Annotated in this window: 21 protein-coding genes and 1 pseudogene; 14 read left to right on the top strand and 8 right to left on the bottom strand. The window is 62.6% G+C overall.

Translation table 11 applies throughout. From position 1 onward, the window contains the following. The first annotated feature begins 2 nt into the window (after nucleotides 1-2). The 4 genes and pseudogenes from YY7_RS0125660 to YY7_RS63400 form a co-directional block, all read left to right on the top strand. A complete protein-coding gene (locus tag YY7_RS0125660) occupies nucleotides 3-809 on the top strand; it encodes an enoyl-CoA hydratase/isomerase family protein (RefSeq protein WP_028165737.1) in 807 nt (268 codons plus the stop codon). Between the two features lie 73 nt (nucleotides 810-882). Continuing rightward, nucleotides 883-2,214 (top strand): MFS transporter, encoded by a 1,332-nt coding sequence (locus tag YY7_RS0125655; protein ID WP_028165736.1) that lies wholly within the window; start codon nucleotides 883-885, stop codon nucleotides 2,212-2,214. A 59-nt stretch (nucleotides 2,215-2,273) separates the two neighbouring features. Then, complete coding sequence (locus YY7_RS0125650) at nucleotides 2,274-3,725, top strand: aldehyde dehydrogenase family protein (protein WP_028165735.1); 1,452 nt, start codon at nucleotides 2,274-2,276, stop codon at nucleotides 3,723-3,725. 49 nt (nucleotides 3,726-3,774) lie between these two features. Then, nucleotides 3,775-3,924, top strand: a pseudogene (locus tag YY7_RS63400) (NYN domain-containing protein); the annotation flags it as partial. A gap of 76 nt (nucleotides 3,925-4,000) precedes the next feature. On the opposite strand, the gene YY7_RS0125640 reads toward YY7_RS63400, so the two are convergent. Next, the gene (locus tag YY7_RS0125640) at nucleotides 4,001-5,557 is read right to left on the bottom strand and encodes an acyl-CoA synthetase (protein ID WP_028165733.1); all 1,557 of its coding nucleotides are present in this window, start codon (nucleotides 5,555-5,557) and stop codon (nucleotides 4,001-4,003) included. Then, nucleotides 5,557-6,291, bottom strand: coding sequence for a TetR/AcrR family transcriptional regulator (locus tag YY7_RS0125635; RefSeq protein WP_028165732.1), 735 nt, complete (start codon nucleotides 6,289-6,291; stop codon nucleotides 5,557-5,559). The genes YY7_RS0125640 and YY7_RS0125635 overlap by 1 nt, the downstream gene beginning before the upstream one ends. Nucleotides 6,292-6,381: 90 nt before the next feature. Between YY7_RS0125635 and YY7_RS0125630 the strand changes: the two genes are divergently transcribed. From YY7_RS0125630 to YY7_RS0125610, 5 genes are read left to right on the top strand one after another with little or no spacing between them, the layout of a single operon-like run. After that, nucleotides 6,382-7,563, top strand: coding sequence for a lipid-transfer protein (locus YY7_RS0125630; RefSeq protein WP_028165731.1), 1,182 nt, complete (start codon nucleotides 6,382-6,384; stop codon nucleotides 7,561-7,563). A gap of 8 nt (nucleotides 7,564-7,571) precedes the next feature. Next, nucleotides 7,572-8,027, top strand: coding sequence for a MaoC family dehydratase N-terminal domain-containing protein (locus YY7_RS0125625; protein ID WP_028165730.1), 456 nt, complete (start codon nucleotides 7,572-7,574; stop codon nucleotides 8,025-8,027). Further along, on the top strand, nucleotides 8,024-8,434 hold the full coding sequence (locus YY7_RS0125620; RefSeq protein WP_028165729.1) for a MaoC family dehydratase: 411 nt from the start codon (nucleotides 8,024-8,026) through the stop codon (nucleotides 8,432-8,434). The genes YY7_RS0125625 and YY7_RS0125620 overlap by 4 nt, the downstream gene beginning before the upstream one ends. Nucleotides 8,435-8,448: 14 nt before the next feature. Further along, entirely contained in the window at nucleotides 8,449-9,276 is an 828-nt protein-coding gene (locus YY7_RS0125615) for an SDR family NAD(P)-dependent oxidoreductase (RefSeq protein WP_028165728.1), read from the top strand. A 14-nt stretch (nucleotides 9,277-9,290) separates the two neighbouring features. Continuing rightward, the gene (locus tag YY7_RS0125610; RefSeq protein ID WP_028165727.1) at nucleotides 9,291-10,436 is read left to right on the top strand and encodes an acyl-CoA dehydrogenase family protein; all 1,146 of its coding nucleotides are present in this window, start codon (nucleotides 9,291-9,293) and stop codon (nucleotides 10,434-10,436) included. Between the two features lie 141 nt (nucleotides 10,437-10,577). On the opposite strand, the gene YY7_RS58440 is transcribed toward YY7_RS0125610, so the two are convergent. The 4 genes from YY7_RS58440 to YY7_RS0125585 all read right to left on the bottom strand — a co-directional run bounded on the left by YY7_RS58440 (nucleotide 10,578) and on the right by YY7_RS0125585 (nucleotide 15,156). Beyond that, nucleotides 10,578-11,273 (bottom strand): C1 family peptidase, encoded by a 696-nt coding sequence (locus YY7_RS58440; protein ID WP_245287396.1) that lies wholly within the window; start codon nucleotides 11,271-11,273, stop codon nucleotides 10,578-10,580. 216 nt (nucleotides 11,274-11,489) lie between these two features. Beyond that, nucleotides 11,490-13,178, bottom strand: coding sequence for a S53 family peptidase (locus tag YY7_RS0125595; RefSeq protein ID WP_080663836.1), 1,689 nt, complete (start codon nucleotides 13,176-13,178; stop codon nucleotides 11,490-11,492). A 62-nt stretch (nucleotides 13,179-13,240) separates the two neighbouring features. After that, nucleotides 13,241-14,377: a serine hydrolase domain-containing protein gene (locus YY7_RS0125590; protein ID WP_028165724.1), complete on the bottom strand. Its 1,137-nt coding sequence runs from the start codon at nucleotides 14,375-14,377 to the stop codon at nucleotides 13,241-13,243. Nucleotides 14,378-14,865: 488 nt separating this feature from the next. After that, entirely contained in the window at nucleotides 14,866-15,156 is a 291-nt protein-coding gene (locus YY7_RS0125585; RefSeq protein ID WP_155255312.1) for a hypothetical protein, read from the bottom strand. Between the two features lie 509 nt (nucleotides 15,157-15,665). Between YY7_RS0125585 and YY7_RS0125580 the strand changes: the two genes are divergently transcribed. From YY7_RS0125580 to YY7_RS0125565, 4 genes are all read left to right on the top strand, one after another. After that, nucleotides 15,666-16,025: a copper resistance CopC family protein gene (locus YY7_RS0125580; protein ID WP_028165722.1), complete on the top strand. Its 360-nt coding sequence runs from the start codon at nucleotides 15,666-15,668 to the stop codon at nucleotides 16,023-16,025. A gap of 2 nt (nucleotides 16,026-16,027) precedes the next feature. Further along, on the top strand, nucleotides 16,028-17,683 hold the full coding sequence (locus YY7_RS0125575) for a copper resistance D family protein (protein WP_028165721.1): 1,656 nt from the start codon (nucleotides 16,028-16,030) through the stop codon (nucleotides 17,681-17,683). Between the two features lie 150 nt (nucleotides 17,684-17,833). Further along, nucleotides 17,834-19,873: an NAD(+) synthase gene (locus YY7_RS0125570; protein WP_028165720.1), complete on the top strand. Its 2,040-nt coding sequence runs from the start codon at nucleotides 17,834-17,836 to the stop codon at nucleotides 19,871-19,873. A gap of 134 nt (nucleotides 19,874-20,007) precedes the next feature. Beyond that, nucleotides 20,008-20,373, top strand: coding sequence for a hypothetical protein (locus tag YY7_RS0125565; protein ID WP_028165719.1), 366 nt, complete (start codon nucleotides 20,008-20,010; stop codon nucleotides 20,371-20,373). 188 nt (nucleotides 20,374-20,561) lie between these two features. On the opposite strand, the gene YY7_RS0125560 is transcribed toward YY7_RS0125565, so the two are convergent. Next, nucleotides 20,562-20,978: a DUF3775 domain-containing protein gene (locus tag YY7_RS0125560; protein ID WP_028165718.1), complete on the bottom strand. Its 417-nt coding sequence runs from the start codon at nucleotides 20,976-20,978 to the stop codon at nucleotides 20,562-20,564. Nucleotides 20,979-21,243: 265 nt separating this feature from the next. Here YY7_RS0125560 and YY7_RS0125555 point away from each other — a divergent pair, with 265 nt between their 5' ends. Next, on the top strand, nucleotides 21,244-21,702 hold the full coding sequence (locus tag YY7_RS0125555; RefSeq protein ID WP_245287393.1) for a CDP-archaeol synthase: 459 nt from the start codon (nucleotides 21,244-21,246) through the stop codon (nucleotides 21,700-21,702). Nucleotides 21,703-21,714: 12 nt separating this feature from the next. Here YY7_RS0125555 and YY7_RS56740 read toward each other — a convergent pair whose 3' ends face one another. Further along, the gene (locus YY7_RS56740) at nucleotides 21,715-22,203 is read right to left on the bottom strand and encodes a hypothetical protein (protein ID WP_245287392.1); all 489 of its coding nucleotides are present in this window, start codon (nucleotides 22,201-22,203) and stop codon (nucleotides 21,715-21,717) included. Nucleotides 22,204-22,226 lie beyond the last annotated feature (23 nt).

Raw genomic sequence — 22,226 nt, 5'->3', positions numbered from 1 at the left:
ACATGCCATCCCCGTACACCTTTGCCGATCCCCGTCTCGCCAAGCTCGACGGGTTCAAGGTCGAGATCGACGAGGCGCATGAGCGCGCCGACATCATACTCGGCCGGCCGCCCTATAACGTCGTCTCGATGCCGCAGCGCGATCAGCTACGGCTGACCTTCGAGACGCTCGACGAAGATCCGCGTGTTCGCGTCATCGTGTTGCGGGGCGAGGGCGACCATTTCTCCAGTGGCGGCAATATCGGCGGCTTCATGGAAGCGAGCCCGGAGCACGTATCAAAACTGGCCTGGAATATCGCCGCGCCCGCACGTTGCGCCAAGCCGGTGATTGTCGCCAATCGCGGCTATTGCTTCGGCGTCGGATTCGAGCTGTCGCTCGCCTGCGACTTCCGCATCGCTTCCGAAACCACGCAATACGCCTTGCCGGAGCAGAAGCTCGGACAGATCCCGGGGTCGGGAGGATCGGCACGTCTGCAGAAAATGGTCGGTATCACCCGCACCAAGGACATCGTGATGCGCTCCAAGCGGATCTCGGCGAAGCAGGCGCTGGAGTGGGGGATTGCGACCGAATGCGTGCCGGACGCCGAGCTTGAGAAGGCAACGGACCGGCTGGTCGACGAGCTGCGCACCTTCTCGCCTTTGGCGCAGCGTACCGCGAAGAAGCTCCTGAACGACACCGAAGACTCGACGCTCACGATCGCGATCGAGCTCGAGGGCCATTGCTACAGCCGGCTGCGTCAGTCCGAGGACTTCAAGGAAGGCGTCGAAGCCTTCAACGCCAAGCGTCCGCCCAAGTTCGTCGGGCGCTGACGACAAGGAAGACGACTAACAACGCCGCGGACGGCGGTCAGCCGCCGCGGCAATCTTCAAAGGGGAGGGAAATATGGCTGAGATGGACGTGTCCGTCGCGAATGTGCGGACGTCGGCAGACAATCGACAGATGGTCAACGCGATCATTGCCTCGGTGCTCGGCTGGGCGCTCGATCTTTTTGATTTGTTCATTCTGCTCTATGTCGCGCCGGTCGTCGGCGCATTGTTCTTTCCATCGAGCAATACGGCGCTGTCGCTGGCCGCGGTGTATGGATCGTTCGCCGTCACGCTGCTGATGCGGCCGCTCGGCTCGGCCGTCTTCGGCCATTATGCCGACGTGCACGGACGCAAGCGCGCCATGCTGGTCGCAATTTTCGGTGTCGGCATCAGCACGGCTGCGTTCGGCTTGCTGCCGACGATCGCCCAGGTCGGCGTGATCGCGCCAATCATCTTTCTGATCCTGCGCCTGGTGCAGGGCGTCTTCGTCGGCGGAGTGGTGGCGTCGACCCATACCATCGGCACGGAATCTGTGCCGGCAAATTGGCGCGGGGCGATGTCCGGCCTGGTGGGTGGCGGCGGCGCCGGGATCGGCGCGTTGCTGGCGTCGTTCGTGTTCCTGATCACCTCCTCGATCTTTCCCGGTGAAGCCTTCGCGGAGTGGGGCTGGCGCGTGATGTTCTTCTCCGGCCTGCTGAGCTCTTTGCTCGGCTGGTTCATCTTCAAGAACCTCGAGGAATCGCCTTACTTCAAGGAGCTGAAGCGGCAGCAGAAGACACGTAAGGCGGAGGCGTCCAAGGCTCCGGTCAAGGAGATTTTTTCAGGAGAGTACCGCAGGATCCTGCTGCTCAATATCCTGATCACGTTCGGCGGCGGAGCGGGCTATTATCTGACCTCCGGATATCTTCCGAGCTTCTTGAAGATCATCAACGCGGTCCCGAACCAGACCTCGTCGCTGATTCTGATGGGCGCCAGTGTCTCGTCGTTCTTCTCGGCGGTTCTGATCGGATCGCTGAGCGACAAGATCGGGCGGAAGAAGACCTTTCTCCTGGTCGGGGCAGCTGCCATCGTGCTGCTTCCGCTGTGCTATCTGGGCCTTGCCGCGACGAAGGACATCACGCAGATCACGCTCTATGCGTTGGCGATCGCCTTCATCGGCAATGCCGGCTATGCACCGGTGCTGATCTTCCTGAACGAGCGCTTCCCGACGGCTGTGCGCGCGAGCGGTACAGGGCTGTCGTGGAACATTGGCTTTGCGCTCGGCGGCATGATGCCGACCTTCGTGTCGCTGGTGAGTGCCGGCGCCGCGCAGATTCCGACATCGCTCGCCATCTTCTCGGTTGCGGTCTTCGCGATCTACCTGATCGGGGCAAGCGTGATCCCGGAGACCAAGGGCGACTTCAAGTGAGGACTAGTGGCGGCGCGGTCGGACCGCGCCGCCACGATCGAAAGTTAGGTTCGGATAATATGTCTCTTCATGCTCTCAATCTGATCGACGGCGTCTGGCAACCGGCATCCTCCGGTGAAACGGTGCCGAGCATTGATCCTTCCAATCAGGCGGTGGTCGGCCGCGTCGAGGCCGGCGGAAAGAAAGATGCGGAAGCGGCGGTATCGGCCGCACGCGGCGCTTTCGAGCGCGCGGGCTGGTCGCAGAATCCGCGGCTTCGCCAGCTGGTCATGCTGAGATGGGCGGACCGGATGGAGCAGCGCGGCGCGGAACTGGCGCGCCTTCTCACGCTGGAGAACGGAAAGCCGCTTGCGCAGTCGCGCGGCGAGATCGAGGGCAGCGTCTCGGAGATACGTTACTACGCGGGATTGACGCGTCATATCCCCGGACACGTTCTCGAGGTCGAACCGGGTACGTTCTCCACGATGCTGAAAGAGCCGGCAGGCGTTGCCGGTCTGATCATCCCGTGGAACGCACCCGCGGTGTTGCTTATCCGCGCATTGACGCCGGCCCTTGCCGCCGGGTGCACGGCGGTGATCAAGCCCGCGCCGCAGACGGCATTGGTTACTGCCGAGATCATCAAGTGCCTTAGCGACGTCGAGCAGCTTCCTGCCGGCGTCGTCAATCTCGTCAACGAGCAGGGGCACGAGGTGGCGGAATATCTCGTCACTTCGCCCGAAGTCGACGTGCTCAGCTTTACCGGCTCGAACGCGACCGGGCAACGCATCATGGCTGCGGCTGCGCCGACCATGAAGAAACTGTCGCTTGAGCTCGGCGGGAAGTCGGCCTGTCTCGTCTTTGAAGATGCAGATATCGCGACCGTGGCACCAAAGCTCGCAGCCGCTGCGACCATCATCTCCGGACAGCAATGTACGGCGGCGCGGCGTGTTCTGGTACATGCGTCGCGTTATGAGGAGATGAAGGCAGCGCTGCGGTCCTCTCTCACAAACCTGAAAATCGGCTCCGGCCTCTCGGCAGAGACGAACATGGGTCCGTTGATCGATGCGGCGTCGCTTGCCGCAGTCTCGCACAGGATCGACGATGCGATGGCTGCAGCGGACGAGGTTGTCCTGCGTGGCGGACGGCCGAACGGAGATCTGGCCAAGGGATTCTTTCTGACGCCGACGCTGGTTGCGCATCGCGATACTTCGGGATTCTTCGTGCAGGAGGAGATCTTTGGCCCGTTTGTCGTTCTGGAGGGGTTCGAGGACGAGCAGGAGGCGGTTGTCCGCGCCAATCACAGCGAATACGGCCTCTCTGCCAGCGTCTGGACCCATGATGGCGCGCGCGCGATGCGCGTCGCACGCGCTTTGCGCAATGGCACCGTGTGGATTAACGACCATAACAGGCTGTTTGCCGAAGCGGAAACCGGTGGATACCGCCGCAGCGGACTAGGCCGTCTGCACGGTTACGATGGGCTGATCGACTTCCTTGAGATCAAGCACATCTATCAGAGCTGCGGCACTGTCTAGCTAGCGGCCGCTACTGACGCCTATCGGTGACCGGCAGGCAGCGCGTCACGCGCTGGTCGAAGCCGTACAGCGCCGTGGCGTGCGCGTGACAGTTGTATCCACCGTCAAGAGCCATCCGTCCATGGTCGCTGACGAGCTGCGTCGTCAGGCTGACGTTTTTCAGGACCTTGATGCGATGCGAGCATTGATCGGCCGCGACTAGTACGAGCGCCCCGCTCAACGGGAGCCCGCGGAGCGACCGGCCCAGTCCGATCGATTCCGATCAACCGAGAGAGTCAGTTTACACGGCGCTCGCGGTTGTCCCAGAACGGCTTGCGCAGCTCGCGCTTCAGCACCTTGCCGGCGCCGGAAAGCGGCAGAGGCGCCTCGGTGATCTCGATGCTTCGCGGGCATTTGTAGCCCGCGATCAGCGTCTTGGTGAACTCGATCAGCTCGCCGGCGGAGACTTCGACGCCGCTGCGCTTGACCACGACCGCATGGACCTGCTCGCCCCACTGTTCGCTCGGGATGCCGATGACCGCGCATTGCAGCACCGAGGGATGCTGCGCCAGCGCATTCTCGACCTCGATCGAATAGACGTTCTCGCCGCCGGAGATGATCATGTCCTTCACGCGGTCGACCACATAGATGAAGCCATCCTCGTCCACATAGCCGCCGTCGCCGGTGTGCATCCAGCCGTCGACGATGGCTCGCGCGGTCTCCTCGGGCCGTTCCCAATAGCCCATCATCACGTTGTCGCCGCGCACGACGATCTCGCCGACATTGCCCGAGGGCACCGGCCGCTCGTTCTCGTCGACGATACGCACTTCGCAGCCAAGGGTGGCGCGGCCCGCGCCGCGGTGGCGACCCTTCTTGCGTCCCTCGCCGATATGCTCCTTCCAGTGCAGAAGCGTCGCGATCGGCGACAGTTCGGTCATGCCGTAGGCCTGCGTGAACTGAACATGCGGCAGCGCCCGCGCGGCGCGGTCAAGCACCGCCTCGCTGATCGGCGATGCGCCATAGACGATGTTCTTGAGCGAGGACAGGTCATAGCTGCCGATCGCCGGGTGATCGACCAGCATCTGGATCATGGTCGGCACCAGCAGCACATCGGTGACACAATGGCTCTGGATCGCGGCCGCAACGGCGTCGGGCGTAAAGCCCTGTATGATCACATTGGAGCCGCCGGAGAGGAGCAGCGAATACATCGCCGCTCCGTTGGCGAGATGGAACATCGGTGCGGCAGGCAGATAGACCGAGCTTGCCGGAAACAGCCCTTCACCGAGCGCATTGAGGGCATTCGCCATCAGATTATGGTGGCTGAGCATCACGCCCTTGGAGCGCCCCGTGGTGCCGCCGGTGTAGAAGATGCCGGCGAGATCCTTGCTCTCGCGCATGCTGTCGGCGACCGGCTCGCTCCTCGCGATGACGGCCTCATAGCTCTCGGTGCCCGATGGCGCATCGCCATCGTCGGCAAAGATCAGCTTTAGTCCTGGGATCGCCTTCGCGAGCTGCGCGCCGGTTGGCGCAAACGCCTTGTCGACGAACAGGACGCTGGCGCGGCAGTCGCGCAGCGCATCCTCATTCTCCAGCGCGCTCCAGCGGATGTTGAGCGGCACGATCACCGCGCCGGCCCAGCCGACCGTGAGATAGAGCTCGAGATAGCGGTCGGAATTGAGCGACAGCACCGCGACGCGATCGTCATCGGCGAGGCCGCGCGCCCGCAAGCCTCCGGCGAGTCGCGCGACCCGTTCTCCCACGACGCGCCAGGTGCGTCGTCGCTCGCGGCATACAGTGGCCAGTCCATTCGGGTTGATCTGCAGCGCGCGCCACAATCCGTGGGTGATGTTCATTAAGACGCTCCTCCTGTGCGTTTCTTCCCTGGTGCCTTGCGCCTTGTTTCGCGCCGCAAGGGCGCGCTCGGCGTCTTTTGTTTTGAGTTGTGATTGGGAATTGCGACCGCAGCCAAGCCTTCGGTCAGCCGGGCCGTGAATTCGTCGGCGATGTCGGTCGGCGACGATGTGCCGTCGCGCCGGTACCAGTGCCCGATCCAGTTCAGCGCGCCCGCGATCGCGAAAGCAGCAAGCTTCGGATCGCAGCGCTTGATCGAGCCGTCGGCGATGCCGCTCGAAATATACTTGCGGAATGTCGCATCGATCCGTTTCTTGGCGGCGCGCGCGACGCCGGCATCCTTCTCGGCAAGATCGCGCAGGTCGAAGCGCACCAGGCTCGCGCCGAAATCGGTCGCCATCAATTCCGCATAGGAATGCACCAGCTTGCGCAGCTTGATGAGGCCCGAACCGCCGCCGGCATTGATCTCGGTGATGACGCTGTCGACGAGATCTGCGCCCATCGACCAGCACTCGAACAGGATCTCGTGCTTGCTGCGGAAGTAATTGTAGAGCGCGGGCTTGGTGATGTTCAGCCGCTCGGCGACGTCATTCAATGTCGCGCGGTGATAGCCCTGCTCCAGGAAAAGCTGCACCGCCGTGCGTAGCACCGCCTCGCGCTTCTCGTCGCGGGCGCGGCGCCGGCTTTCGAATGGCAGCCAGGGGGAAGACGGCAGGGTGGGGGATCCTGAATCCATGCTGGGCGCGTTGACTCCAGGTGACGGCAGGCTGTAATCTTACCCATAGGTAAGAAAAAGTCCAACGGGTAATTTATTCGGAGGAAAGCGATGTCCGAGGTAATCGTCGCCGGTGTCGGCATGATCCCCTTCGCCAAACCTGGCGCCAGCGCGCCCTATCATGCGATGGGTGCGGAGGCGACGAAGCTGGCGCTGGCTGATGCGGGCCTCGACTACAGCGCGATCCAGCAGGCCTATGTCGGCTACGTCTATGGTGATTCCACCTGCGGGCAGCGCGCGCTCTATCAGGTCGGAATGACCGGCATTCCGATCTTCAACATCAACAACAACTGCTCGACTGGCTCGACCGCGCTGTTCATGGCGCGGCAGATGATCGAAAGCGGCGCGGCGGATTGCGTGCTGGCGGTTGGTTTCGAGCAGATGAAGCCCGGCGCGCTCGGCAGCGTCTACACCGACCGCCCGAGCGCGTTCGAGGAATTCGACGCGGCGGCGGACCGGCTGATCGACGCGCCCGGCATTCCGCTCGCGCTGCGCTATTTCGGCGGGGCGGGCCTTGCCCACATGCAGAAATACGGCACGCCGCTCGACGCTTTTGCCAAGGTGCGCGCGAAAGCGAGCCGCCATGCGGCGAACAACCCGCTGGCGATCTTCCGCAAGGAGGTCACCGCTGATGCCGTGATGAACGATCAGGTGATCTGGCCTGGGGTGATGACGCGCTTGATGGCCTGCCCCCCGACCTGCGGTGGCGCGGCGGCGGTGCTGGTGTCGGATCGGTTCGCCGACAAGCACGGCATTGCCAGGACGGTGCGGATCGCCGCACAGGCCATGACAACCGACACGCCCTCGACCTTCGGCGCCGGCGATATGATGCGCCTGGTCGGCTACGACATGGCGTGCGCGGCAGCAAAGCGCGTCTACGAGAGCGCGGGCATCGGGCCTGAAGATCTCGACGTGGTCGAACTGCACGACTGCTTTGCCCATAATGAGCTGATCACCTATGAGGCGTTAGGGCTCTGCGGCGAGGGCGAGGCGGCGAAGTTCATCGACGACGGCGACAACACCTATGGCGGCCGGATCGTGACCAATCCCTCCGGCGGGCTGTTGTCCAAGGGCCATCCACTCGGCGCTACGGGTCTTGCACAGTGCTACGAACTGACGCGGCAGCTACGCGGCATGGCCGGCCCGACGCAAGTCGAGGGCGCAAAGCTAGCGCTGCAGCATAATCTCGGCCTCGGCGGCGCCTGCGTCGTCACGCTCTATCAGCGTCATTGATGCCGGCCATGGTCGACCAATCCGCCGTGGGCCGGCACTTCACGCCCGTCACCGCGCGCATGGAGCCGGGTCGGCTGCGCTACTTCCTCAACACGCTTGGCGAGACCAACCCGGTCTACCGCGATGAGGCGGCTGCGCGCGCGGCGGGGTTCGCAGCAACGCCGGTGCCGCCGACTTACCTGTTCTGCCTGGAAATGATGGATGCCGCAGAGCCGTTCGAGATGCTGACGGCGCTCGGCATTGATCTCGCCCGCGTGCTGCATGGCGAGCAGAGCTTCGTCTACCACGCGCCGGTCGTGATCGGCGACCTCCTGACCTTCCGCCCACGGGTTACAGCCGTCACCGAGAAGAAGGGTGGCGCGCTGACACTGGTCGTCATCCAATGCGAGGTGACCAACCAGGATGGCGTGCATGTCGCCGACACCGCGCGCACCGTCGTGGTGCGCAACCAGGTGGCGCCATGACGGAAATCGGCGAGATCAGAATCGGCGACCGCCTCGTCCACAAGACGTTCCCGCCGATCACCCGGCATACGCTTGCGCTTTATTGCGGCGCTTCAGGCGATCACAATCCGATCCATGTCGATATCGATTTCGCCAGGAGCGCCGGATTCCCTGACGTGTTCGCCCACGGCATGCTGGTCATGGCCTGTCTTGGCCAGGCGGTGACGGATGCGGTGCCACCGGCGCGGCTGCGCGCGTTCGCGACGCGGTTTGTGGCCATCACCCAACTCGGTGCGCGGCTGACATGCGAGGGCACCGTGGCCGAGTTGTTCGAGGAGAACGGCGAGCGCAGAGTCAGGCTCGCACTTACCACCAAAGACGAGCGCGGCGAGGTCAAGCTCGAAGGCAGCGCCGTCATCGCGGTCTAAGGAAGGACATGCACATGGCAAGGCTGCAAGGCAAGATCGCGCTCGTCACCGGCTCCGGCCGCGGCATCGGGCGCTCGATCGCGCTCAAGCTTGCGCGCGAGGGCGCGAAAGTCGTGGTCAACGATCTCGACGCCGAGCCTGGCGATGCCGTGGTGGCGGAGATCGAGGGGCTTGGCGGCGATGCGGTCGCAGTGAACGGCAGCGTCGCGGAGGCAGGCTTTGCCGACCGCTTTGTTGGCGCTGCGCTGGAAAGGTTCGGCGGCCTCGACATCATCGTCAACAATGCCGGTTACACCTGGGACTCCACGATCCAGAAGATGACGGATGAGCAGTTCCAGGCGATGCTCGACGTGCACCTCGTGGCGCCGTTCCGCATCCTGCGTGCCGCCGCCGAACCGATCCGGGTGTTTGCCAAGCAGGAGGCGGAGCAGGGGCGCGAGGTGTTCCGCAAAATCGTGAACATCTCCTCCATCGCCGGCCTCTATGGCAATGCCGGGCAGGCGAGCTATTCCTCGGCCAAGGCCTCGCTGGTCGGCCTGACACGAACGCTGTGCAAGGAATGGGGGCGCTACAAGGTCAACGTCAATTGCGTCGCCTTCGGCCTGATCAACACCCGTCTGACGCAGCCGATCGAGGCGCAACAAAAGACGATTGACGTCGCCGGCCATGAGATCAAGGTCGGCGTACAGCCGCCGATGCTGGAGATGATGGCACGAATGATTCCGCTCGGTCGCGGCGGTACACCTGAAGAGGCAGCGGATGCTGTCTATCTGTTCTGCAGTCCGGAATCCAATTATATCAGCGGCCAGGTCGTCGTTGCCGGCGGCGGCCTCATCGTCTGAGAGCAGGGGGTTTCATGGAATACCGATCGTCCTGGATGACCGAGGAACTGGATACGTTCCGTGACCAATTCCGGAAATTCCTGGCCAAGGATCTGGCGCCGCACGCTGAGAAATGGCGCCACCAGAAAATGGTCGACCGCTTCGCCTGGCGCGCGCTCGGCGAGATGGGGGCGCTCTTGCCCAGCGTGCCGGAGGCCTATGGCGGGTTAGGGGCTACCTTCGCCTATGATGCCGCGGTGCTCGAGGACCTCGAGAGCACAGTGCCGGAAGTCACGACCGGCGTCTCCGTGCACAGCGCCATCGTCGCCCACTACATTCTGAACTACGGCTCCGAGGAGCAGAAGAAACGCTGGCTGCCGAAAATGGCGACCGGCGAGATGGTCGGCGCGATCGCCATGACGGAGCCGGGCACCGGCTCAGACCTGCAGAACGTCAGGACCACAGCGAAAAAGCAGGGCAATTCCTATGTCATCAATGGTCAGAAGACATTCATCACCAACGGCCAGGCCGCCGATCTCGTCATTGTCGTCGCGCGCACCGGCGAAGTCGGCGCCAAGGGCATTTCGCTGATCGTGGTCGAGACCGCGGGTGCGGCTGGCTACCGGCGCGGACGCAACCTCGACAAGATCGGGCTACACGCCTCCGATACGTCGGAACTGTTCTTCGACAATGTCACCGTGCCGCCGGAAAACCTCCTCGGGCCCGAGGAAGGTCAAGGCTTTGTGCAACTGATGCAGCAATTGCCGCAGGAGCGGCTGGCGCTGGCAGTCGGAGCCGTCGCCTCGATGGAGCGTGCGGTCAAGCTGACCTCGGAATATACCAAGCAGCGGACCGCGTTCGGCAAGCCGCTCCTGGACTTCCAGAACACCGCCTTCAAGCTCGCCGAGCGCAAGACGGAGGCGATGATCGCGCGCATTTTCGTCGACTGGTGTATCGAGCGCCTGATCACCAAGGACCTCGATACCGTCACCGCTTCGATGGCCAAGTGGTGGTGCTCGCAAAAGCAGGTCGAAACCGCCGACGAATGTCTGCAACTGCACGGCGGCTACGGCTACATGCAGGAATACCCGATCTCCCGCATGTTCGTAGATTCGCGGATCCAGAAGATCTACGGCGGCACCAACGAGATCATGAAGCTCTTGATCGCGCGGTCGTTGTAGCGAGCCGCTCCTCGATAGGGGGCCGCCCAAGCCGGGTAGGCGGCCTTCGCTGCGGCTACGGCCGCGTCGAGCTGCTGCTTGGAGGCCCTGCGGGCACTGTGCCAGCACTTCCTCCGTCGCGATCCAGCGCCTGTCCGGCGATCAGGGCGTGACGTACATTGCCTTCCCTTGCGCCAGATACTGGAAGAGCTTGTAGCTCATCCAGATATAGCCGCCGCTGCCGTTCCACTGGTGGCCCCAATCCGGGCCGAAGCTGTTCTGGATCAAGATGGCTTGCTGGTCGTCGTCGTAGCCGATGATGAGCATGCAGTGGCCGACGAGCTTGCCGTCCGGACTCTTGTCCTTGTTGAAGGGGCCGGTCATCGGACTCGGCGAGGTGCTGCTGTAGCTCCCGAAGCCCTCGTTCAGCGCGGTGCCGTAGCAGAGCGCGCCGCCATCGGCGATCACCGCCTTGATGGAATCGAGATCGGACGTGTCTACCATCGCCCAGCCGGGAATCTGGAAGCTCGCGTCGACCGTCGCGTTCGCATCATAGCTCGACCAGAGCTCGGGGCAGCTCGGATAATATGGCGCCGTTGCCCAGTTTGGCGTTCCTGCCTGGGTCAGAAGGTTGAGATAGGAGTCGAGCCGCGAGCCATTGCAGGTGCTGACGCCGTAGCTCTTCATGACTTGGATATAAATGTGGGCCGGGCTCGCCTGCAGCGGCGAGGTCGACGGCGATTGCTTCGACGCGGCAGCGGCGGTGAAGGTGGCAAGACCATAGGTCGAGGCCCACGCAGCGCAGCTGCCGGGACTGCCCTGGTGCTGCGCCGTGCCCTGCGCCTGCGGTGGCGGCAGATAGTCGGGATTGACGGTTGCAGATGTGGGGAGCGCTCCGGTGAACGCTGGCCGGATCGAGCGCCCGGTCTCGGCGGTTGTCGTACCCTGGATTGAAGACAGCGTTGAGAGCAGCTTCCTGCGTCGACATGAAAACCTCCATTGTGTGATGTGGAATGATCGGGACGAGACCGGGCGGTCATGCCGTCCGGCGGGGTCTTGCGGCCGGCGAATCCGTCATAATGATACGGCTTCCGCCGTCTTGCGCTGGGCCCGGCTTTGGCTCGTCGCCGCGCCGATCCCGAGCGCCGCGGCGAGGCTGGAGCCAAGCGGCGAGCCGAGCCCGCAGCAGGCGTTCCAGGGCTTACCGGCCGAAAATGAGATGTTCGAATCGGGCGGTCCGTTGTCGCCCTCGGTAATCGGCTTGCAACACTCGCTGCCGCCGAGCTGCAGCTCATAGAGCCGTGGGTTGAGATAGCCGATTGGCATTCCCCCATTTCCCTCCACGAGCAGCGCCATCAGGGCCGCCCACATCGGCGCCGCCGCGCTCGTGCCGTAGCCGACATCATAGCTGCTGTTCGCAGCCGCATTGCTGGCCACGTCCGGCATGCCGCGGCCGGATGTCTGCCCCTCATTGAACGGCGCCGGCAGAGTGAGCGTCTGCTGGAAGTCAGGGACCGGAAACAGCATGCTGATGCCGCCTCCGGTCGCGCGCTTCTGTCCGATCTCGGCCATCTCGTTCCACACCACCTCGCCGTTCAGGATGCGCTGGTCGCCCTGCTGCGAAAGCACGAGCTCGGTCCCGCCGCAGGCGAGGCAGAACGGCGAGGATGCCGGAAACGCGAAGTTTTGCTTGTAGGTGCCGCCACGATTCACATTACCAGGTGCGCCAAAGTCGCCGGAAGCGACGCACACGGTGACGCCGAGCAGGCCCGCGATGGCGAACAGAAAATCCACGCATAGCGCTGTCTGTGTGGACCAGGCCGATTCCGGCTTGCCAAGGCTGATCGACATGACGTCGCAGGGGTGCTTCTCGTTCTCGAGTGCCGCGATCAGGGTGTCGACCCACGGGTCGGACGAGTAGCCGTAGTCTTGGACGATGCTGTAACCCACGAGCGTCGCGCCAGGCGCGACCGCGCCGGTGAGCTTGAGATCCATCATTGCTTCACCGTTGAGTTTTGACGGCTCGGGGTCCTCCGGCGTGTTGGGCGGCCCCCATTCCGGCACCAGGACGATGGTCACGGGGCCGACGCCAAGCTTGGTGTAGTAGGCTTGGATCTTGGCGAGGTCGACCTTGAGATTCTGCTCGATGAAGGCGACGGTGGCGCCGCGGCCGATCAGATCCTGGGGATATTGATAGTAGTCGAACGCGACCGTGGTCGGCAGATTGCCCTTGAGTGAGGGCGGCTCGATGAAGTCCGCGGCGTTCGGCTGGGCGGCGATCCGGGAGAGATCGTCGAGGCCGAGCACGGCGCGCACATAAGGTGCGAGCGCGGCCGGCAAGCGCAAGGCGCCTTGATAGGCACGCAGGACGAGGTCGCCGTAGCGATAGCCGCCGATCGTGACGCCGAAGGCGCACGCGAGAGCGCCGGCCTTGCCCTCGATGGTGACGAACAGGCCGCCCAGCGCGGTTCGGCTCAAGGTGAAGCCGTGCTCGTGACAGAAGGCTTTCACCGCGTCGAGCGCCTCGGGGGCAGGCGTCACCTCGTCAGCCAGCGCGCCGCGCGCGAGAAACGTGCGGTCTGCGATTGGCTGCCGGCCGAGCGCGCTCGCTCGCGCCAGCAGAGCCTTGTCGCCGCAGCGCGGTACAAGCCGCAGCGTGGCGCGCAGCACCTGATCGGGATCGGCCGCAGCTTCGCGGGCCTGCAGCAGATGCTTCGGCAACCCGCTATCTTGAACAATCGATAGGTCTCGATGATCCGTCATGGTTGTCAGGCTCCATTTCGATGAAAAACCGTGTCGGGATCGCGATGGTGCGATCTTTGGCCTCACGGGCAGTGCGGGACTTTGTCCGGCGTCGGGAATGTCGACGGCATCGCCGCGATGCCGCGCAGCTCGCCGAGCAGGATACGCCCGCTGGTCGTGATCGCGTCGCCCGCGCCGCCGCTGGTGTTGCCGAACACGAACACGCCGACCTTGTGCGTGGCATCGAAGGCCATGTAGGTCTCGTAGCCCTCGAAGCCGCCGTTCTTGTCGAAGTAGTCGTTGGACAGTTGCCAGCCGAGCCCCATGGACAGCACGTTGGACGGCGGGTGGACCTTCTGGGTCTGTCTCATCGCCAGGCCAAGATGTCCCTCCGGCGGACTGATTTCGGCCTCCAGGAACGTCAGCATGTCGGCGAGCGTCGACGACAGCGCGCCGGCGCCGAGCCCCGCCGAAGTCAGCACCCAGTCCGGCGGCTCGACCGCCTTGTAGGACGGCGGCAGGCTCGTGGGCGGGACATAATTGTAGCCTTGCGCGACCTTCGCCTTCACGGCGCTGTATTTGACCTGCGTCGACGTCATGCCGAGCGGCGCCGTCACGCGGCCGACCACAAGCGCCGGCCAGTTCTGGTACGTCGCGTCCCAGTTGAACGCGCTAATGCCGCCAGCATAGGCATGCGACAGCAGCACGCCGAGAAGCGCGAAGCCCGGATTGCTGTAGACCCAGTGTCTGCCGGGCGCATAAGGCGGCGTGAAGTCGTTCAGGAATGCGCCCAGCGACGAGAGAGGATAGTCGCCGAACGCAGGCCGCTGCCCGCATACTGGGGTCGGGAATCCGGCGCTGTGGGTGGCGAGGTGCCAGAGCAGGATGTCGCCGTGGGGCTGTTTCAGGATGATGTCGGACGGCAGCAGATCGGTGACGCGGGTGTCCTGCGCCGCCGAGGTTTGCGACGCCGCGAGCGCCAGAAGTGTCGCCGTGAAGACCTTGGTGTTCGAGCCGATGAAGACCACGGTGTCGTCAATCGAACCGGTGCCGCCCTCATGCAGGTCGACCTGTCCGAACCGGAAATAATAACGCTGGCCGGCGACCGTCACGCCGACCAGAATTCCGACGGACTTCTTCGGCTCGGGGATCCCGAGAGGTGCGACAAGAGGTGAAAAGATGCGATCGACTATTGTGCTGATTCCATTCGTGTTCTGCATCGCAGTTCTCCAGTCGCGTGCCAGCCTCAGACGCTGAGGCGACGTATCTGTTGCAGTTTAAGAAAACGCCGTCGCCGCGAGTGTCTCCGACGCCGCGGCGCCACTTGCGAGAAACCGGAAGGTCATCGGCACAATCCTTCTGTTCGGCGACTTGCGTCGCCGGGAGCCGGAGAACTTTGTAAGGTCGTTGCGCTTGAGTGCTTCGGTTGGCGCTATTCAGCGAACAACTTTAGATCATCGCCGATGATATACCACTACCCTTTAGGGTGGTCGCGCGGACAATCGGGTTGCACAACTTATGGATGGTAACGTAGGGAGATGGGATTCAAAGAAAATATATACCGAATGCTTTCGTAGTGGCACGCTATAGGGTCTGTTGCCTCGCTAGCTGCCGGTCGATGGAATCACCTCCCCCTTCATTTGGTGTATCCGCAATGAAGGTCGCGTTTTCATCTTTTCTGGTTCAAGCCCGCAGTTCAGCTTGTGCCCTACCTGATCTGCGATTGAAATTGGCGGTGCTTGACCGCCGTCAGCCCGACGACGATCGCACAGCACAGCGCGTTGAAGCCGTTGGTCAAGCCGAGCGTCATGTCCCCGAGATTGGAAAACGAGTAGACGGCCGTTGATCCGTTCGCGGCAGTCCACAGAAACCAGGTCGAATAGGAAATGGCCGAGGCGCCATTGGTATCATGCGCGATCCTGTAGATCTGCGGCAGATAGGAAATGACCCGCAGAGCGTTGAAGACCGTAAACAGGTAGTACGTTACATCCGAAAACATCATTCGTGCACCCGGCTCTTGTTCGATCTCAACGAGAGCTCTTCATGAACGCTCGGCCCCGCTTTGCGGTGCGCCGCTCGTCGATCGCTGTACTTTCGAAATTTTAGCCAACTCTGCTACCGGATCATGACGTGCTGCAGACTGAGCGGCTACATCGGTAACCGAGACGCACCGCCGCTTAAGGTGCGCGATACATCCTGCGCGCAGCGGCGTCGCGCTAGCCGTCTTCAAGCCGCAGATGCCGGGGTGGAATGCGCTTGACATAACAAAACTATGCCGTATCATTTTTGGGAATCTGGGATGATGAGCGGAGCTTCCCGCCCAATCGGCTTGGCGCTCCTTGCTAAGCTCACGCGGTCTTTACCCATAACCAGTGGATAGTTGAAGCCGAGTTCAGCCAGCACATGGTCAACTGCGATATTGAGCTGGTTCGTACAGTCACGTCAGTGACCAGGTCACGAGAACCGGTGAATGATTACCTGCATTCTCCTCAACAATAGCCGCCGCGCATGAGACTCAGCATTCCATTGCCGTTTTCGGTGCTGCTCCTTGTTTTGCTTTCTCTCCAAGAGGCCACGGCGCACGCCATCGTGATCAAGTCGTCGCCCGCAGCTGACGCAGTCATGCCTGCCGGCAATGTGCCGATCCATCTGCAGTTCAATAGTCGGATTGATCGCGATCGTTCGAAAGTGATGCTGATCGGCGCTGGCGGGACAGAGCAGCGGCTCGCACCGGCGGCCGACTCGCCACCCGACGCGCTGGATGCGGAGGCAAAAGGTCTCAGCCCTGGTGCTTGGCGTCTGCGCTGGCAGGTGCTGAGCGTCGACGGGCACATCACGCGCGGCGATATTCGGTTCACCGTGCGATAGCCGTGTCGCTCTTTCTCGACATATTCGGCTACCTGTCCGTCGTTCTGCGGGGTCTGATTCTCACGAGCCAGACTTTCACGCTCGGCACGCTTGCCTTCCTGCTTGTGCTGCTGCAACCGCTCCAGCCCTGGCTTTCCGTCGAGAGCGCCAAGATTGGCAGCCACTGCCGGACTTTTCTTGTTATCAGCTCCTTGCTCCTGGGCATCTTCACGCTTTGCTCGCTCGTACTTAACGCGCTCGCGCTTGTCGGCACGCTCGAGCTGTCGTGGGCGGAGGCGGCCGGGGCCGGTTTCGTACGAGCGGACCTCGTGATCGCCGCTTGCGCCTTCCTCATTGCTCTCCTCGCAAGGAGGTCGTGGACAACGTCACGACTTCTCTTTCTTGTCGGCCTCGCCGCCGTGATCTTGATCGCGCAGCTTTCGGTCACTCACGCGGCGAGTCGTCTCGAACTGCGATGGCCCTACCTCGTCGCGGGCGGGCTGCACATGCTCGGTGCCGCGGTCTGGATCGGAGGCCTGCCTTGCTTCCTGATTGCGCTCAACCTCTGTCAAGATCCGGTTGACTGGAAGCTGATCGGGCGGCGCTATTCGGTGATGTCGATGGCATCAGTGGGCGCCATCCTCGTCGGCGGCACCGTGATGTCGATCGGCTATATCGGCTCCTTCGAGGCGATCTACGGCACCGCCTATGGCGTCATGACAAGCGCGAAGGTCTGTCTGCTGCTGATGCTGCTCGCCCTGGGCGCCTTCAACTTCTTCACCGTCGACCGGCTGCGCCGCGATGCGTCAACGCCGATCCTCCGACTGAAGCGGTTCGCCGAAGTGGAAATCGGCATCGGTGCGGCTGTGCTCTTTGCCGCCGCCTCCCTGACGTCGCTGCCGCCGGGCATCGATCTGGCGCAGGACCGGGTGAGCTGGTCCGAGATCGTCGAGCGGTTCACGCCGCAATTCCCGATCCGCCTGTCAAGCCCTGATTACGACAAGCTCACCGTCGCGGAATTGCAGGCAAAGATTGCTGCGGCCGATGCGCAGCGGACAACGGCACCGCTGGCCTATGTCCCAGGCGAAGGCACGATCCTGCCCCGCAATGCCGCGGATGTCGCCTGGTCGGAATTCAACCACCATTGGGCGGGGATATTCGTCGTCCTCATCGGCTTTCTCGCCCTGATCCAGCATTTTCGTTGGGGCCGGTGGGCAAGGCACTGGCCGCTGCTTTTTCTGGCGATGGCAACGTTTCTGTTCTTCCGTGCCGACGAGGCGGCGTGGCCGCTCGGACAGTTCGGCTTTTTCGAATCGCTGCGTGATCCCGAGATCGCACAGCATCGCATCTTCGTGTTGCTGATCGTCGTGTTTGGTCTGTTCGAGTGGCGCGTGCAGGTCGGCGGGCTCAGGAACAGCAAGGCGGCGCTGGTGTTTCCTCTGACCACCGCGATCGGCGGCGCACTGCTGCTCACCCATTCCCATGCCATCGCTAACATCAAGGACCAGCTCCTGATCGAGATGAGCCACACGCCGCTGGCGCTATGCGGAATCCTCGCCGGATGGGCGCGCTGGCTGGAGCTCCGTCTCGACGGCAAGGCAAGCCGCATCGCCTCCTGGATCTGGCCCGTGGCATTCATCCTGGTCGGGCTGATCCTGCTCGATTATCGGGAGGCTTGACCCAAACGTCGGTTAACGTTTCGCGGCCATCGGTTGCTTGGCAAGGCGCCGTGTTCGAATAGACTAGACCTAACTGAGATGACTTGACGGCGCAGCATCGGCCGGGGAGTTGTCTTGCAAACTGGGTCTCGCGGGACGGAGCCGAGCCATATGAGTTTCCATTCGATCTACCGCCACGGCTTTGTCCGGGCCGCTGCCTGCGTCACGGTGTCCCGTGTCGCCGATCCGGCCGCCAACGCGACCGCGATCATCGAGGCGGCCCGCGCCTGCCACAAGCAGTCGGTGGCAGCAGCGGTCTTTCCCGAACTGTGTCTCTGCGGCTATGCGATCGAAGATCTGGTCATGCAGGATCCGCTCCTGGATGCGGTGGAGCGAGGGCTGGCGAGCGTCCGGGCGGCATCGGCCGAGCTGATGACCGTGCTGATCGTCGGCGCACCGCTGCGTCATGGGGCGCGGATCTACAATTGCGCTGTTGTCATTCACCGTGGTCGCATTCTCGGCGTCGTTCCCAAGACGTACCTGCCGACCTATCGGGAGTTTTACGAAACCCGTCACTTTGCCTCCGGCGCGGGATTGACCGGGTTGGAGATCACAATTGGCGATGTTCGCGCTCCCTTCGGCGTCGACCTGCTCTTTGAGGCCGACGATGTTCCGGGACTGACCATAGGCGTCGAGATCTGCGAGGATATGTGGATCCCGGTGACGCCGGGATCGGAACTTGCCTTGGCCGGAGCGACCGTGCTCGCCAATCTCTCCGGCAGTCCGATCACGATCGGCCGGGCGCTGTCGCGTGATCTCTTATCGCGATCCTGCTCCGCACGCTGCCTCGCCGCCTATGTCTATGCCGCGGCGGGAATCGGGGAATCGACCACCGATCTGGCCTGGGATGGCCAGACCTCCATTTTCGAAAATGGCGTGCTGCTGGCGGAGGGTGAGCGTTTCCGGCAGGACGGACAGATCACGATCGCCGACATCGATCTGGATCTGCTGCGTCAGGAGCGCTCGCTGATGAGCACCTTCGACGACAATCGAAGGCAGAAGAGTGCCGGCTCCTATCGGAGGATCGGTTACGCGCTGCGGCCTCCGATGACGGACATCGGATTTGCGAGGAAGGTCGAGCGCTTCCCGTTCGTGCCCAGCGATCAGAGCCGCCTCAATCAGGATTGCTACGAGGCCTACAATATCCAGGTTGCGGGCCTGGTGCAGCGGCTGCGGGCCATCGGCACCAAGCGCGTCGTGATCGGCGTGTCCGGCGGGCTCGATTCCACGCACGCCCTGATCGTTGCCGCCAAGGCGATCGATCTTCTCGGATTGCCGAGATCGAACATTCTTGCCTACACGCTGCCGGGCTTTGCGACCGGCAGCGAAAGCAAGGCCAATGCTCTGGCCTTGATGCAGGCGCTGCAGGTGAGCGCCGGCGAGCTCGATATCCGCCCAGCCGCCACGCAGATGCTCCGCGACATCGATCATCCCGCAGGGCGGGGCGAGCCGGTCTATGACATCACCTTCGAGAATGTGCAGGCGGGGCTGCGCACCGACTATCTCTTCCGCCTCGCCAATTATCGCGGAGGGATCGTGATCGGCACCGGCGATCTCTCCGAGCTGGCGCTCGGATGGTGCACCTATGGTGTCGGCGACCAGATGGCGCATTATAACGTCAACGCCGGCGTGCCGAAGACGTTGATCCAGCACTTGATCCGCTGGGTCATCGCGACCGAACAGTTCGACGATGAAGTCGCAAAAACGTTGCGCGCCATTCTCGCCTCGGAGATCTCGCCCGAGCTGGTACCTGTTCAGGCCGGCGAGACCCCGCAGAGCACGGAAGCGGCCGTGGGGCCGTATGAGCTGCAGGACTTCAATCTGTTCTATACGCTTCGGTTCGGCTTCCGGCCGTCGAAGATCGCATTCCTCGCCTGGCATGCCTGGAACGACGTTGCCAAGGGCGAATGGCCAGCCGCGTTTCCCACTGACCGGCGCAAAGCCTATCCGCTTGCCGATATCAGGCGCTGGCTGGAGGTCTTCCTGCGGCGATTTTTCGCGTTCAGCCAGTTCAAGCGTTCCGCGATGCCAAACGGCCCCAAGGTTTCGGCCGGAGGGTCACTTTCGCCCCGCGGCGATTGGCGCGCGCCCTCGGACGCCAGCGCTGCGGCTTGGCTGGAGGATTTGGAACGAAACGTTCCGCCCGCCTGACAAGGACAGATCGATAGGCACCGCCGGAACTGATTTGCGTTGTTATTGACCAAGCTCAACGTCCCGATAGTGGAAATGCGCTGAATGAAGGTTTCCGCTCGTAGACGTGGGCATGTTCTCGAGAAGGTCGACCAATGCCCAGGAACAAGCAACGCGGTTCCTCACGGAAAGCCGGTTTCTCGGCTCGAATCGGGCCGGTAACGACGCCGGTCGCCAACAATGTCGCAGGTTCGGGTCGAAAGTCCGTCAAGCCATCGCTCACCAAGCCTTTTCATGTTGCCGTCGATCGGCAACTGAAGTCCGAGCACGAAAGCTACGAGGCCGCCGAGAAGGCCGCGATCGAAATCAAGAAGCGACATCCGAAGCTTCATGTGACGGTGTTCGACGCCAAGGCGCAGCGGCACACGCCCATCGAGTTGCCGAACGGCCGGCATGGCTCCAATCACAACCGACACGGCAATGCAACCCCGCGCAAGGCTGCCGCGACTGGACATCAGTGACGGGCAGCGCATCCAATGCGGTCGCGCCCTTCGGTGCCTGAGGCATCTCTCCGGACCTTGCTAGAGGGTTTTCGAGCGAAGCATGCCCTCGGACTTGATCCGAGGGTGGACACCGGTTCGCGTGAAGAAAACGCATCAAAACAAGAATCTAGAGCTTCAGTTCTGATGCTATCAGAACCGAAAATGCTCTAGAGCGGCTGCTCAAACTCCTCCGCGGAATGCCCGAATTGCGATAGGGCCTCTTCCAGATAGTCACCGAGTAACGGCATTCCCAAGAGATATTCCGCCGTGCGCTTGTTGTGCGCGTGCGCGGCCTCCGCGCGAAGGTCGTCCCACTCTTCGAGTTCGCCGTCGCCGCGGCCGAGCCATGTAAGCGTCACCAGGTCGACCTGTTCGTCCTCGTTCAGGCCGCGGATGATCGCCGTCAGTTCGCCGCTGACGGGATCGTCGCGATGATCCTCAAGGACCGAAAGCATAGCATCGTCACTCGCGTTGGAGGCGGGCTCCGGGTCGGTCACCGCATCCTTGACGTCGAACTGCCGTGCCTTCGCGAGGATCGCTGCGACCTTCGCGGAGGAAATGGTAATTTGGGGAATTTCGTTCATGGCAGACTCCTCGCTGAGACCGCCAAGCTAACGGTTCTGTGATGGTACACCATTGATGCGGGTCAAACTCGGCGACGAACCGTGGGCGCGCCAGGGGCCATCAGTGTGTCGTCGCTCCGATGCCTGTCGCAAGGCGATTGCGAGAAATCGTGGAAACGCTGAAGGTTGAATTGGCAGGTGCGGTGCGTCTATCCTTTTGCACCGGACCTGCCGTGCGCCGGCGCAGGATATTCAGATGGACCTTTGGCCAATCCTGCAATCGCTCGTGCTCTTGACCTTCGCGAACGGCACGCCGGTTATCGCCAAGAAGATATTCGGCTCCCGTTTGGCGTTTCCTTTGGATGCGGAGGTGCATTTCGTGGATGGCCGCCCGTTGCTGGGTCAGTCAAAGACGATCAGAGGTGTCGTCCTTTCCGTGGCCGCCACTGCGGCGGCCGCGCCAGTGCTTGGCGTAAGCGTCGCCACAGGCGCTCTGGTGGCATGCCTTGCCATGCTCGGCGATATCATCTCCAGCTTCATCAAGCGTCGTCTCAATTTGTCGTCCAGCGCCCAGGCGGTTGGGCTGGACCAGATTCCGGAATCGCTTCTGCCGCTGGTGGTTTGTCAGAATGCGCTAGCGCTGACATGGGTCGACATCATCATCTGTGTCGGCATTTTTCTGGTAGGGGAGCTGATGATCTCCCGCGTGTTATACATGCTGCACATCCGCGATCAGCCTTATTGAGGCGCGAGGTCGCTAGATGCCGTCCCTGCCAATGACCTTGCGGCGCAATTGTTCGCAGAACTCCTCCAGCAACCGCTGGATTTCTTCCATTGTCGCAAGCAGGCGGGTTGCCTGCGATCGATTGGCCGGATCGGATCGTGGGTCGTTCAGTTTGCTTCTGAGATGCTCGAGACGTTTGCGGCCGGCCAGTGCTCGATCCTCCGCGAACCGAAGCTGCTCCAGGTCATGGCTCAGCTTGTTCTGCTCCTCGATCAGCAATTTGGTAATGGTGGAGCGTTTTTCAGGCGTCAGGTTGCCGTCCCACAGGGCCTTCAGGAAGTGATCGATATTGGCGCGAACGACGAACCTGTCGGTTGGTGTCTCGTAAGCGCGATGCGCTTCGGAAATCCGTCGCTCGATGAATTCCCGCTCGGCATCGCTCAACTGGGTCTTCAGGAGCCGGCGGTATCGTTCGATATTTTGCGCATAGGTCAGGCGGGGATCACTTGAATCCGACGACATCGACCGCTTTCCCCATTCCGCCA

It is taken from the genome of Bradyrhizobium elkanii WSM2783, assembly GCF_000472865.1.
GTDB lineage: Bacteria > Pseudomonadota > Alphaproteobacteria > Rhizobiales > Xanthobacteraceae > Bradyrhizobium > Bradyrhizobium elkanii_A.
This window is presented reverse-complemented; position numbering and strand designations above follow the sequence as displayed.

Excerpts from the sequence above, each read along its gene's own strand:
- YY7_RS0125660 (WP_028165737.1), top strand. The coding sequence starts at position 3 with ATGCCATCCCCGTACACCTTTGCCGATCCCCGTCTCGCCAAGCTCGAC.
- YY7_RS0125655 (WP_028165736.1), top strand. The coding sequence starts at position 883 with ATGGCTGAGATGGACGTGTCCGTCGCGAATGTGCGGACGTCGGCAGAC.
- YY7_RS0125650 (WP_028165735.1), top strand. The coding sequence starts at position 2,274 with ATGTCTCTTCATGCTCTCAATCTGATCGACGGCGTCTGGCAACCGGCA.
- YY7_RS0125640 (WP_028165733.1), bottom strand. The coding sequence starts at position 5,557 with ATGAACATCACCCACGGATTGTGGCGCGCGCTGCAGATCAACCCGAAT.
- YY7_RS0125635 (WP_028165732.1), bottom strand. The coding sequence starts at position 6,291 with ATGGATTCAGGATCCCCCACCCTGCCGTCTTCCCCCTGGCTGCCATTC.
- YY7_RS0125630 (WP_028165731.1), top strand. The coding sequence starts at position 6,382 with ATGTCCGAGGTAATCGTCGCCGGTGTCGGCATGATCCCCTTCGCCAAA.
- YY7_RS0125625 (WP_028165730.1), top strand. The coding sequence starts at position 7,572 with ATGGTCGACCAATCCGCCGTGGGCCGGCACTTCACGCCCGTCACCGCG.
- YY7_RS0125620 (WP_028165729.1), top strand. The coding sequence starts at position 8,024 with ATGACGGAAATCGGCGAGATCAGAATCGGCGACCGCCTCGTCCACAAG.
- YY7_RS0125615 (WP_028165728.1), top strand. The coding sequence starts at position 8,449 with ATGGCAAGGCTGCAAGGCAAGATCGCGCTCGTCACCGGCTCCGGCCGC.
- YY7_RS0125610 (WP_028165727.1), top strand. The coding sequence starts at position 9,291 with ATGGAATACCGATCGTCCTGGATGACCGAGGAACTGGATACGTTCCGT.
- YY7_RS0125595 (WP_080663836.1), bottom strand. The coding sequence starts at position 13,178 with ATGACGGATCATCGAGACCTATCGATTGTTCAAGATAGCGGGTTGCCG.
- YY7_RS0125590 (WP_028165724.1), bottom strand. The coding sequence starts at position 14,377 with ATGCAGAACACGAATGGAATCAGCACAATAGTCGATCGCATCTTTTCA.
- YY7_RS0125585 (WP_155255312.1), bottom strand. The coding sequence starts at position 15,156 with ATGTTTTCGGATGTAACGTACTACCTGTTTACGGTCTTCAACGCTCTG.
- YY7_RS0125580 (WP_028165722.1), top strand. The coding sequence starts at position 15,666 with ATGAGACTCAGCATTCCATTGCCGTTTTCGGTGCTGCTCCTTGTTTTG.
- YY7_RS0125570 (WP_028165720.1), top strand. The coding sequence starts at position 17,834 with ATGAGTTTCCATTCGATCTACCGCCACGGCTTTGTCCGGGCCGCTGCC.
- YY7_RS0125565 (WP_028165719.1), top strand. The coding sequence starts at position 20,008 with ATGCCCAGGAACAAGCAACGCGGTTCCTCACGGAAAGCCGGTTTCTCG.
- YY7_RS0125560 (WP_028165718.1), bottom strand. The coding sequence starts at position 20,978 with ATGAACGAAATTCCCCAAATTACCATTTCCTCCGCGAAGGTCGCAGCG.
- YY7_RS56740 (WP_245287392.1), bottom strand. The coding sequence starts at position 22,203 with ATGTCGTCGGATTCAAGTGATCCCCGCCTGACCTATGCGCAAAATATC.